Genomic DNA, 11,768 nt, shown 5'->3' on the forward strand with positions numbered 1-11,768 from the left:
GCTCAGTCTCATTACGATCTTACCGGTCACTCCCTAACCAGAAAGCACCTTTTGGCGCACCTCTTCCACGACCGTAAAGCCGGACGCGGCCCACGCGGAACTCGCGCCACCACCGGGCACGTTATGCAGCCGCATCTCGGTGAGACCGCGCTCCGCGCACCAGACCTCGGCGCAGTGGACGAGTGCCTTGAGAACGCCGGCGCGCCGCCGTCGCGGACGGACGTACACCGAGGAGATGTAGCAGTAGCGATCCGGATGGAGCAAGGGTGAATTGAAGGTCTCAACGCAGCGCAGGATACCGGCAACCTCGCGATTCGCCTCCGCCAGCAACATCACTTCGTGGGGCGAGCGAAGCTGGGCGCCAAATACTTCATAGGCGCGCTCGCGCGCGTCGGCACGCAGCCGGCCATAGACGGGATGATTGCCGTTCTCGCGCAGAAGTGCCAGGCGAAGCTCGACGATCACCGGCAGGTCCGCGAAGGTGGCGCGCCTCACGGCGATGGTCGGCCGCGTTGCGCTTTGACGCACGGTCACGGCACGGGTCCGACCTAACGATTGCGTGACGCCCGCAGCGGAGGCGGCGGTCCCGTCGTCGCGCCCGGTCTCGCCCCGACGCTTCATGCCATTCCGCCCCCAAACAGATCCTGCCCGGGCCGGCGTCGCGGCTCGGGCAACGCCCGCCCGTATGCGCCGCCGTCGGAGCGTGAGATCTTCTTGCGGGCAACGAGCGCCTCGAGAACGAGCTCGCAGGCGGCGACCGACGTTGGCGCATCGTCCGCCATTGCAAGCCCGACACGCCTAACGACCGCAAGCAAGTCAGGGACGACGTCGAATCCCTTGAGCACCGCCTCCGAACGCGCATCGTCGGTCACCTGCAGCGCTCCACCTTCGTCGAACCACATCACAATCTCGTCCGTATTCACGCCGCCGGCGCGATCCTGAAACGTGGCGTCGGCGGCACGACGAATCAGCTCGCGGGCGATCGCGTTGCCGCCGACCAACTCACCTTCGTACTCCAGCTCGATCTTTCCCGTGATCGCCGGAAGCGCGGCGTAGATATCGGCCACTCGCGGTACCACCTCGGTTTCGCCGCTGGTGATCGCGCGTCGCTCGGCGTTCGAGATGACATTCTCCATCACCGTGATCGGCATCCGCTGCGAAACGCCGGAGCGCTTGTCGATGCGACGATCCGTGCGCGCCTCGAACGCGATGCGCTCGATCATCTCCGCGACGAAATCGGGAATGCGCACGGGGCGATTGTCGCGATCTGTCCACGCTTCCTGGCGCGTGATCGACATTCCGAGATCGACAGTCTCGGGGTAGTGCGTAAGGATCTCGCTGCCGATTCGGTCCTTCAGCGGCGTAATGATCTTGCCGCGCGCCGTGTAGTCCTCGGGGTTCGCAGTGAAGCACAGCTGGACTTCGAGCGGGAGACGCACCGGATATCCCTTGATCTGGACATCACCCTCCTGCATCACGTTGAACAAACCAACCTGCACCTTGCCCGCGAGGTCTGGTAGCTCGTTGAGAGCGAAAATGCCGCGGTTGGCTCGCGGGAGCATGCCGTAGTGGATCGTCAGCTCGTCGGAGAGAACGTGCCCGCCACGCGCTGCCTTGATTGGGTCCAGGTCGCCGATGAGATCAGCAATCGTGACATCCGGGGTCGCGAGCTTTTCGACGTAGCGGTTGTCGGCACCGACCCACGCAATCGGGGTCTCTTCGCCGGCCTGGTTCAGCAGATTCCGCGCGAACTTCGAGATGGGCGCGAACGGATTGTCGTTGACTTCGCTCCCGGCGACGATTGGGATCGCCTCATCGAGAAGCGTCGTCAACGCGCGAAGGATTCGCGACTTCGCCTGACCACGAAGACCAAGGAGAATGAAGTTGTGCCGCGAGAGGATCGCGTTCACGATCTGCGGCATCACGGTTTCCTCGTACCCAATCACGCCAGCAAATAGAGGCCCCCCTTTGCACAAGCGTGCCAGGAGATTTTGACGCATTTCGTCCTTCACGGAACGGAGGGCGCGCTCCGGCACACCATACGGAGAGCGCTTCAGGGCGCCGAGAGTTTCCGGGTACGACGACACGGCATTCTCCTAAGTCGGATGAAAAACGGGCTCTCTGACAATGAAGCGCTGCGGATTGGTCGAATGCAAGCTCCGTTTGTCTTCCTTCGTCCCTTCGTCGATTGCGCTCCTCGACGGCAGGGGCAGCGCACCTCAGGATGACGAGATTCTCGTTAGGTATCAATCGGCGAGACTCACCTGGACGAGATTGTCGTAGAACACCGGACCGTGGCCGAGGTCGGTCTCGCGTTGTGAGGTCGTCTGATTCGCGTTCGCCCCGTCGGCGGCGTACTTCCCCCACCAGATCGATGGTGCCCAGACAACACCTTCGCGAATGGATTCCTCGACGCGCGCGACAGCCGTGAAGGCACCACGGTCATTTCGGATGACAACGCGAGCACCAGCAGAAATCGCGCGTCGCTCGGCATCGCGGGGATGCAAAACACACTCGGGCTCGCGTGCCGCTCGTTTGAGCGCGCCGATATTCACAAACGTCGTATTGAGAAACTGATGCGCTGGCGAGGAGATCAGCGTCAACGGATATCGAGCAGCGAGCTCCGGCACGTTCTCAGGAAACTCATATGGCGGTGTGAACGACGGGAGCGGATCCAATCCCATCTGAGCCATGCGCTCCGAGTAAAACTCGCATTTTCCGCTGGGCGTCAGGAATCGGCCCTCGGCGAAGGGCAGGTACGGCGTCGGAACATTCAAACGCGCCCAACCACGCTGGAGCAGCGCATCGAGAGTAACCCCACGGAGCTTTTCGGCGTTCGTGTCGAGCGCTTGGCGAATCAACGCGAGATCGTCGTTGGCAAAGAGGGATTGATCCAGCTTCATTCGAGAGGACAGCAGGCGGAAGATCTCGCTGTTTGGTTTCGCTTCCCCCAGGGCCGCGATCGACGGTTGATTCAGCGTGACGTGATGGTGGCCGTAGGCGAAGTGGATGTCCCAATGCTCGAGCTGCGTCGTTGCCGGCAGAACGATGTCCGCCCAGTCCGCAGTATCGGTTTGGAAATGCTCGAGGACGACAGTGAAAAGATCCTCACGCGCCAGGCCCTTCAGCACCGCGTTTCGGTCAGGCGCCACCGCTGCCGGATTGGAATTGTAAACAACGAGCGCGCGCACCGGTGGACCACCGACGCCGGCGTCCGGCATTGTGAGCGCCTCGCCGAGGCGGATCATGTTTATCGTCCGAACCGGCGGTGACAGATCCGGTCGTTCGAGCGCTTGTTTATTGAATTGGAAATTTGCGCTCGTCGAAAGCTGGACGCCGCCACCGGCGCGTCGCCAGTGACCGGTAATCGCGGGCAAACAAGCGATCGTGCGCACTGCCATCCCGCCGCCGGCGTGGCGCTGCAGACCATAGTTCACGCGGATGAATGCAGCTCGTGCGCGGCCATACCGTTCGGCAAGGTCGACGATCTTCGCGGCCGGTATCCCAGTGATGCCCGCTACGCGCTCGGGCGAGTACTCGTGCGCGCGCGCTCGCAGTTGATCTTCACCAAGCGTGTGCTGCGCGAGATAGTCGCGATCCTCGAATCCTCGATCGAAGAGCACGTGCATCATCCCGAGCGCGAGCGCGGCGTCGGTACCGGGCCGGATGGGAATCCACTCGTCGCACTGCGCGGCGGTTCGCGTGCGAAGAGGATCTATGGCGATGATCGGCGCGCCGCGGCTTCGCGCTTCAAGCACGAACGGCCAGAGGTGCGGATTGGACGTCAACGTGTTCGTTCCCCACAGCAGTACCAGATCGCTCTCGGGGATTCCTTCCGCGTCCGCGCCGATGTTGGCGCCGACGCTCATCCGCATGCCAACCGTTCCTGCCATCGAACAGATCGTGCGGTCGAGCATCGACGCGCCCAGCAAATGGAAGAAGCGGCGGTCGAGGGACGATCCCTGCACGAGTCCCATCGTCCCCGCATACGAGTACGGAAGAATGGCCTGGGGACCTTCGGGCGAGCGTGCAATCCCGCTCAACCGGTCGGCTATCTCACTCAGTGCTTCGTCCCAGCCGATGCGGGCAAATCGCCCGCTTCCCTTGCGACCGACACGCCGCAAGGGATACAGCAATCGGTCGGGATGGTACGTGCGCTCGACGTATCGATTGACCTTCGTGCAGAGAAAGCCGCGGGTGAAGGGATGGTCTGGATCGCCGGCGACGCGGACTGCGCGGCCCCCTTCGACCGTGACGAGCATTGCGCACGTGTCGGGGCAGTCGTGCGGACACGCGCCGTGCACGACCGCGGTATCAGGGAGCGAAGTTGCGACTTCAGCCGACTGTGCGCTCATGGTGTTATTTTGCGCCGGAATGTTGCAAAGCTAGAGTGCACGGCCGGGAGGGGCTAGCAGGAAAGTTGTGATACGCGACATTCGGGCGGGCGAGCTGTCCGTACAAAGCCCTTGCCTAAGCGGCACTTGACGTTGCGCTCGCTCCTTGACAGCATGCCAGTGACCCGTAGCTTACACGCCGCCTGTATTGATCCGAGCATCGCCGCTGCGAGCGCGGAAACGTTTCGAAATCTTGTACCCCTCTCAGGAGATCTGCATGAAGCGCCTGGCTCTCGTCGCCGCCGTGTTCGCGGTCGCGGCTTGCGCGAAGAACGACCAAGCAAAGCAGGATTCCGCGGCTGCCGCCGCGGCTCCGGCTCCGGCCCCCGCGGCCGCCCCGGCTGCCGCTCCGGCGGACACCGGGATGAAGATGGACACGACGCACAAAATGGACACGACGAAGGCGATGGATACGTCCAAGGCGGCGTCGAAGAAGAAAGGCGCCAAAGGCGCCACGAAGAAGCCGTAAGCTTCGTACTTCGTAGGATCGTTGGTAAAAAGGGCGCGACGTCGTCGCGCCCTTTTGCATTTGCGATACGCCTAACGGCCGTGCGCCTTCCACCAGCCGAAGGCGTCTGGAATAGAGGTCTCGGGACGAAGTTGCGGATCCCATCCGAGCTCGCGGCGCGCGCGCCCGGAGCTGAATGGATTGTCACGCGTCATGAAATCGATCGAGGCAGTCGTGACGACGTTCATGCCGCCGGCCGTGACGAGTTTCACGATGCGTTTGACGATCCTGAGCCCGCTCTGCGCCAGCCAGCGAGGGATGTTCACGGAATGGACGGGGTGGTCGAGTCCAATGCCTGCGAGGCGATAGAACTCTCTCCAGGAGACGTTGAAGTCGTTCGCGAGATTGTAGACCCGGCCGCCGGCTCTCTCCAGCGTCGCGGCGCGGACTGCGCCGTCGGCAACGTGAGACGCATGGACGATGGCCATGATCGCGCCGCCGCCGCCGATGAGGGGAGCCACATGCGTTCGCAGTAGACGCGCGACGCGCGGTACGAATTGCCGGTCACGTTCGCCGAAGATGACGTCCGGACGCACGGCCGTCGCCCAGATGCGTCCTTCGGCGTGAGCCGCCATGACCAACTCCTCCGATTCACGCTTGGACCGCGCGTAATACGCATGCTCGGGAAGTGGATCGAGCGGCATTGTCTCCTCGACGCCAGTTGCGTTGCTCGATGCATAACGAGCCTGCGGTCCGTAGACGGCGACGCTGCTGAGCTGCAGCAGACGGGCGCCGCTCCGGGTGGCCGCGCCGATCGCGTTGCGTGTCCCGTCGACGTTAGGCACGCGATAGGCGTCGTAAGGATGGATGCGGCTCGGGGGCGGCGTGACGGCGGCGGCGGTATGAAAGATCACCTCACAACCGCGGGCCGCCTCGACGAACGATCGCAGGTCGAGAATGTCGCCCGGAGCGCACTCCACGCCCTGATCCTCGAGCCATGCAACAGGATCCCAACCGTTCGCGCGCCTAAGCGCTGGCCGTTGGCGGAGGATGGTGCGGACACTCCACCCGGCCGCGCGAAGGCGCTCGACGATGTGCGATCCGACGAGTCCGGTCGCCCCGGTTACGAGCGCGGTCGGCACTCCCGTTAAGCAGGGAAGGGAAGATGAGCGACATCGACACGTGTCTCGGCCTCTTCCCAACGAGCGATCAAAGACGATCCGAGCTCGACCTCGCGTCGCACCATACCGAGGGCGATGCCGCCAAGACGAGGCGACGCCGCCGTGCTGCGCACGTCCCCGACATCCTTTCCGGTCGCGTCAAAGAGCGTCGCTCCCGACGCCGGTGGTTCGGGACTCGCTGCGCGCAACCCGCGCAGGTTCTTGTTGACGTGACCGCGGAAATGGACGCGCGCCACAGTCTCTTGCCCGGTGTAGCAGCCCTTGGTGTACGAAATCGCATGCAGCTCCTCGAGATTGGCCTCCTGCGGCAAGGTCGATTCATCGATGTCTACGCCCCACTCCGGACGACCGGCCTCAACGCGCGCGATCTCCCACGTCTGCAGCCCGCCTGGCGTCGCCTTCGCCGCGAGCGCGCGCTCCCAAAGCAGCGCGTACGTCTCTGCCGGCGCAAACAACTCGAATCCTTCGATCTCGAGATCGGGAACTCGCGCGACGAGGACACGAGCGCCTTCGATGATGACTGCGGCGTGGGAATACGCCGGAAGCACGCCGAGTGCGCTGCTGCTCATACCCGTCATTTCACCGACGACGAGTCGCGCCGACGCGCCGAAGACACCGAGGTCGCGCACCGCATCACTCTCGTCCGTGTAAGGCGCGAGACGTGGATTCACGTACTTGCGCACCGTCGACATCCAACCTTCTTTCGCGCGCGGAGGCACATCGACGAGGAAAGAGCTCTCATCGCGAAAGATGCGGACGTCCGCGATGATCTTTCCTTTGGGGGTCAGCGCTGCCGCATATTGCCCCTGGCCGGGCACGATTGAGGCGACGTCGTTCGTGACGAGACCGGTGAGCATCTCGCCAGCGTTCGCGCCGGAGATGCGCATTCGGGCGCGATGCGTGCGGTCGAAGACGACTGCATAGCGTTGCAGCGCTTCGTATTCCGTCGCGACGCCGGCGTATGACAGCACCACGCTCCGACCGCTAATCTCGCCGAGCAAAGCCGTGTCAACGTGAGTCGGTATCGGATGACCGGACATGATGGAGAGATAATGGGTGCTAGGTGCTAGGTGCTAGGTGCCAGGAATCAGCATTCGCTTAGCACGGAGCACCTATCACCTCTCAGCATCGTTCAGTCCCGCGTACGCTCGGTCCAGCAGATCCACCGGATGCACCACTCGTGTCGCGCTCGATGCGCGGCGCAGCCCTGCGCCAATCTGCATCAAGCAGCCGGGATTTCCGGTGGCGACGAGAGATGCGCCGGTCGCGATGATGTTACGGAGCTTGGGAGCCAGCACCATGTTCGATGTGTCCGGCTCGACGAGATTATAGATCCCGGCGGCGCCGCAACAGTGCTCGGCGCCTTCGAGCGGGACGAGCTCCAGTTGCGGAATTGCGCGCAGGATGGCGAGCGGTGGATCGGCGATCCGTTGCGCGTGCAGCAGGTGGCATGGGGCGTCGTAGGTGGCCTTCGCGCTGACAGGCGCGCCACGCTTCGGTCCTGCCGCGACGAGCAGCTCGCTCACGTCGCGGACGCGCGACGACACACGCGCCGCTCGCTCCGCCCACTGCGAGTCCTCGGCAAGGAGATGAGCATACTCTTTCATCATCGCGCCGCATCCAGCAGCGTTGGCGCAGACGTAGTCCGTATTCGATCGCTCGAACGCCGCGATGTTCGCACAAGCGAGCTTGCGAGCGCCGCGCAGATCGCCCGCATGAGCATGCAAGGCTCCGCAGCACTGCTGGCCCGGCGCATCGACGATCGAATAGCCGTTGACCGTGAGCGTCCGCGCCGTCGCGCGGTTCGTCGGGGCGAGCAAGCCCTCCATGACGCAACCGAGTAAGAGCGCGACTGTGCCGCGTGAGCCATCGCCGAGCGCGACATAAGAAGTACGTGCGCCGTCGCTCCCGGTCGACGCGAGCATTGCCATCGCGAAGCCGAAGCGACCGGGCATGCGAGAGAGCAATGCGGGTATGCGCATCGCGCGCAGCACACGCGACATGAACATCGCGAACGTCAGCGCGACTGGTCTCTCGAACACCCAGAGAATCGCGCGCGCGGCGAACGGCAACTTGCGCTTCTCGGCGATGGTCGCGCGCGTCGCCTCGAGCAGGTGGCCGTAAGGCACACCGGAGGGACACACCGTTTCACACGCCCGGCAGCCGAGGCATCGATCGATGTGCGTTTCGAGCGACGGATCCTCGATCGCGAGGGAGCCCTCGAGCGCAGAGCGCATTAGGAGAATGCGTCCGCGAGGACTGTCATTCTCGTCTTCGAGAGTCAGATACGTCGGACAGCTTTGAAGGCAAAACCCGCAGTGCACACAGGCGTCGATGCCTGGACGCACCTTCGCGAGTGGCGTGTCAGGCAAGGCGCAGGGTGCCTTTCGAGAGGGTTGTGACGGGATCTCGCGCTCATGGGCCAACGGGCGCGTGCTATTCACGTCATTTCTCCGAGGATTCCAGGATTCAACACGTGGCGTGGATCGAACGCCGCCTTGATACCATGCTCGAGCCGATTGCGGATTGCGGTCGGTGCGAGTGAGCGCCAGAGCGTCGTCGGGAGGCGTTCATACACGCGCCCGCCGTCGCGTTGCGCTTCGAGCATTCCTTCGAGCGACGTGTCTTTCTCGGGCTCTGCACTCGGCAGCACGATACGGACGACGCCACGTCGGGGGTCACCGTGGCAGTAACTCCCCAGCCTCTGCTCGACGAACCGTGTTGCATCGTGCCAGGTTGCGGCGAACTCCGAAGGCCGCCGGGAGAGCCGCAATGCCGCTGCGCGTGCCGGCTCTGCGGACCGAAGATTCTGCCAAACGGTGGGATCGACATCGTGCGCATCGCCGACGTTTCGGAGCTGCTCACATTGCGCGCCCACGGCGTCGTCGTTGCCGCCGAGCCTAACCAGCAGAACGGCGGGACCATTTCCGATTATGAGCCGGCGGGCCAGCGCGCCGTCGAGCAACTCGGCCGCGAGGGGAACAAAGGGCATGCGATGCAGACCCGAGCGGACGCGCTCGATTTCATCGCCACCACCGCCGATGTCGATCGCGAGCGTTGCCTGCACACCAGGCAGCGCGCGGAGGCGCAGCGTCACTTCCGTTATCACCCCGATCGATCCCCATGAGCCCGTGACGAGTCTCGTGAGGTCGAAACCGGCGACGTTCTTCACCACGCGTCCGCCGCCGCGCACGATGTCACCAGCTCCGGTTACGAATTCGACACCGAGGGTCATGTCACGGGGCGTACCGAAGTGATGCGCGAGTGGGCCGTATGAGGCGGTCGCGATCGTCGCACCGATCGTCGCTTGTGAAGCGTCTCCATATGGATCGAGTGTGAGCCACTGTCCGTGGACGGAAGTGGCACGCATGATCTCATCGAGGGTTGTACCGGCGCGGGCCGTCAATGTGAGATCGCCGGGCTCGTATTCGACGATTCCGGCAACGCGGCGCATAACGAGCGTGTCATCGGCGCGCACAGGGCGGTTGGCATCGAGCCAACTGCCACCACCGACAATCCGCAGAGGGCGCGATTGCGCCGCGGCGTCACGCACGCACTCGCGCACTTCGGCGACTGAAGTCGGGCTCGTCGTTGCCGTCGACGGCGCGGTCACGCACGCTCCGCGGTTGCACGCGCGGCAGGCGCCATGTGCCATTCGCGGCACGAGTGAATCGGCACCACCTTGCCGGGATTGGCGCGACGCTCGGGGTCGAACACATCGCGCAGCGAGCACATGGCGCGGAGCGACTCGCTGGAGAAGATCGCATCCATGTATGGAAGCTTGTCGATGCCGATGCCGTGCTCGCCGCTGATCGTGCCGCCGGCGTCGATGCATGCACGCATGATCTCGCGCATCGCCGCGTGCACGCGAGACGCCTGGTCGGGGTCGTTCGCGTCGTAGCCGATGTTGGGATGCAAGTTGCCGTCGCCGGCGTGGAAGACATTGCACACGGTGACGCCGTACCGCTCACCGATCTCATGGACGCGCGCGAGCGTCTCGGGCAGCTTCGTGCGCGGTACGACGGCGTCCTGTACGACGAGGTGAGGAGAGATCCGGCCCATCGCGCCGAAGGCTTTCTTGCGACCCTGCCAGAGCTTTGCGCGCTCTGCCTCGTCGGCGGCAACGCGAACGGTGCGCGCGCCTGCTTCGCGCGAGAGCCTAACGACTGCCGCGAGATCGGCCTCGAGGCCGGCGACAGGACCGTCGAGCTCCACGAGTAACACGGCGGCGGCATCTGTCGGGTAACCGGCGGCGTAGATGGACGCCTCGACGGCGTGAATCGTCGCCGCATCCATCATCTCGAGTGCCGCGGGGAGAATACCACTCGCGATGATCGCCGAGACGGCGCGGGCGGCCGCATCGATCGAGTTGAAATCGGCAAGTAGCGTGCGGATCGCTTCGGGGATGCGGGCGAGTCGCACCGTGATCTCGATCGCGACGCCGAAGCAGCCCTCGGAGCCCACGAATGCGCCGAGCAGATCGTAGCCCTCAGACTCGCCGGCGGCGTTGCCGAGCGTGACGACATCGCCGTTAGGTAGAACGACTTTGAGTGCGACGATGTGGTTGAGGGTCACGCCATACTTGAGGCAGTGTGGACCGCCGGCGTTTTCAGCGACGTTACCGCCAATCGTACAAGCGGCCTGGCTCGACGGATCGGGCGCGTACAGCAAACCGTGTGCGCTCACTGCGCGCGAGAGCGCGACGTTCACCACGCCAGGCTCGACGACCGCGAGCTGGTTCTCGGCGTCCACCGACAGGACGCGCGTTAGGCGGTTAAGCCCGAGGAGGACGACATTATCGGCGAGTGCGCCGCCGGAGAGACCGGTGCCCGCGCCGCGCGGCACGAACGGTACGTGGCTGCGCGCCAGTTCGCGGACGACAGCGATCACCTCGTCGCCCGTCCCCGGGAACACCGCCACCGAGGGTCGTTTGACGTATCCGGGAAGCCCGTCGGAGCTATAGGCGAGCAGTTCACCGGGACGCAACAGGACTCGACGGTGACCCACCATCTTCGCCAGACGCTCGGCGAGCGCGCCGTCGATCGCGCCCCGTTCGCTCTCAATCACACCGTCCGTGGTCGTCATTGCTCCAGGTGGGTGGCGTGGCCATTCGTTTTGGCGAGCGTGTGCACCTGTGCGCGGCTCACGAGCGTGCCTAACGCGTCGGTGAGGACGCGATCGAGATGGCCGAGGCGCTCGAGCGGCGAACGTGACGACAGAATCTCCTGCCGGGCGTCCAGGCCAATGTCGATCATTGACGCAATGGCGAACGAGAGGATTGCTGCCTCGTCAGGCAGCTCGGGAAGCGGATCGGGATCGTCCGCGAGGGTGCGCGCTGCGCGCCCGACACGCCGGAACAAGTCGCGCACGCGCTCGGCCAGCGCGTCGAGCTCCGCGCCAATCTCGAACTCATCCTCGATTGGAGCTGCGGTGCAGACGTGGTACGGATGCGACGAGATAACGAATGACACGAGCGCGAACCGATCGGTGCCCCGGACGAGAATGTTCGACCGTCCGTCAGGCAACGTTTCCTTGTTCACGATCTCGGCGACGCAGCCGATGGTGCCCGGTGGGATCTCGGCTTCCGCAATTCCGTCGGGAAGGCGGGCGATGCCGAAACGCCCATCACTGTCGACGCAGTCAGCCAGGAGCTGGCGATACCGCGGCTCGAAGACATGGAGCGGCAAGGCCATCCCCGGAAAAAGAACCAGAGGCAGGGGGAAAAGGGGAAGGTCGAAGTTCACA

10 protein-coding genes are annotated in these 11,768 nt (G+C 64.2%); 1 reads left to right on the forward strand and 9 read right to left on the reverse strand.

Going from position 1 to position 11,768, the window contains the following annotated elements; translation table 11 throughout:
• Window positions 1-33: 33 nt before the first annotated feature.
• From VGH98_25710 to VGH98_25720, 3 genes are all read right to left on the reverse strand, one after another.
• Window positions 34-621 carry a GNAT family N-acetyltransferase gene (locus VGH98_25710; GenBank protein HEY2379404.1) on the reverse strand — a complete coding sequence of 196 codons (588 nt, stop codon included), beginning with the start codon at window positions 619-621 and terminating at the stop codon, window positions 34-36.
• Window positions 618-1,922, reverse strand: coding sequence for a magnesium chelatase (locus tag VGH98_25715; protein HEY2379405.1), 1,305 nt, complete (start codon window positions 1,920-1,922; stop codon window positions 618-620). The genes VGH98_25710 and VGH98_25715 overlap by 4 nt, the downstream gene beginning before the upstream one ends.
• A 324-nt stretch (window positions 1,923-2,246) precedes the next feature.
• Window positions 2,247-4,355, reverse strand: coding sequence for a molybdopterin oxidoreductase family protein (locus VGH98_25720; protein ID HEY2379406.1), 2,109 nt, complete (start codon window positions 4,353-4,355; stop codon window positions 2,247-2,249).
• A 256-nt stretch (window positions 4,356-4,611) separates the two neighbouring features.
• Between VGH98_25720 and VGH98_25725 the strand changes: the two genes are divergently transcribed.
• Complete coding sequence (locus VGH98_25725; GenBank protein ID HEY2379407.1) at window positions 4,612-4,863, forward strand: hypothetical protein; 252 nt, start codon at window positions 4,612-4,614, stop codon at window positions 4,861-4,863.
• A 71-nt stretch (window positions 4,864-4,934) separates the two neighbouring features.
• On the opposite strand, the gene VGH98_25730 is transcribed toward VGH98_25725, so the two are convergent.
• The 6 genes from VGH98_25730 to VGH98_25755 all read right to left on the reverse strand — a co-directional run bounded on the left by VGH98_25730 (window position 4,935) and on the right by VGH98_25755 (window position 11,767).
• Window positions 4,935-5,984: an NAD-dependent epimerase/dehydratase family protein gene (locus VGH98_25730; protein ID HEY2379408.1), complete on the reverse strand. Its 1,050-nt coding sequence runs from the start codon at window positions 5,982-5,984 to the stop codon at window positions 4,935-4,937.
• Window positions 5,985-5,989: 5 nt separating this feature from the next.
• The gene (locus tag VGH98_25735; GenBank protein HEY2379409.1) at window positions 5,990-7,063 is read right to left on the reverse strand and encodes a hypothetical protein; all 1,074 of its coding nucleotides are present in this window, start codon (window positions 7,061-7,063) and stop codon (window positions 5,990-5,992) included.
• A gap of 75 nt (window positions 7,064-7,138) precedes the next feature.
• Window positions 7,139-8,467: a heterodisulfide reductase-related iron-sulfur binding cluster gene (locus VGH98_25740; GenBank protein HEY2379410.1), complete on the reverse strand. Its 1,329-nt coding sequence runs from the start codon at window positions 8,465-8,467 to the stop codon at window positions 7,139-7,141.
• Window positions 8,464-9,636 carry an FAD-binding protein gene (locus tag VGH98_25745; GenBank protein HEY2379411.1) on the reverse strand — a complete coding sequence of 391 codons (1,173 nt, stop codon included), beginning with the start codon at window positions 9,634-9,636 and terminating at the stop codon, window positions 8,464-8,466. The genes VGH98_25740 and VGH98_25745 overlap by 4 nt, the downstream gene beginning before the upstream one ends.
• Entirely contained in the window at window positions 9,633-11,108 is a 1,476-nt protein-coding gene (locus VGH98_25750) for an FAD-linked oxidase C-terminal domain-containing protein (protein HEY2379412.1), read from the reverse strand. The genes VGH98_25745 and VGH98_25750 overlap by 4 nt, the downstream gene beginning before the upstream one ends.
• Window positions 11,105-11,767 (reverse strand): LON peptidase substrate-binding domain-containing protein, encoded by a 663-nt coding sequence (locus VGH98_25755; GenBank protein ID HEY2379413.1) that lies wholly within the window; start codon window positions 11,765-11,767, stop codon window positions 11,105-11,107. The genes VGH98_25750 and VGH98_25755 overlap by 4 nt, the downstream gene beginning before the upstream one ends.
• Window position 11,768 lies beyond the last annotated feature (1 nt).

This window comes from Gemmatimonadaceae bacterium, assembly GCA_036496605.1.
Lineage (GTDB): Bacteria > Gemmatimonadota > Gemmatimonadetes > Gemmatimonadales > Gemmatimonadaceae > AG2.

Bases quoted from the DNA above. Each gene is read 5' to 3' on its own strand.
- VGH98_25715 (HEY2379405.1), bottom strand. From the start codon at position 1,922: ATGCCGCAGATCGTGAACGCGATCCTCTCGCGGCACAACTTCATTCTC.
- VGH98_25710 (HEY2379404.1), bottom strand. From the start codon at position 621: ATGAAGCGTCGGGGCGAGACCGGGCGCGACGACGGGACCGCCGCCTCC.
- VGH98_25735 (HEY2379409.1), bottom strand. From the start codon at position 7,063: ATGTCCGGTCATCCGATACCGACTCACGTTGACACGGCTTTGCTCGGC.
- VGH98_25720 (HEY2379406.1), bottom strand. From the start codon at position 4,355: ATGAGCGCACAGTCGGCTGAAGTCGCAACTTCGCTCCCTGATACCGCG.
- VGH98_25750 (HEY2379412.1), bottom strand. From the start codon at position 11,108: ATGACGACCACGGACGGTGTGATTGAGAGCGAACGGGGCGCGATCGAC.
- VGH98_25725 (HEY2379407.1), top strand. From the start codon at position 4,612: ATGAAGCGCCTGGCTCTCGTCGCCGCCGTGTTCGCGGTCGCGGCTTGC.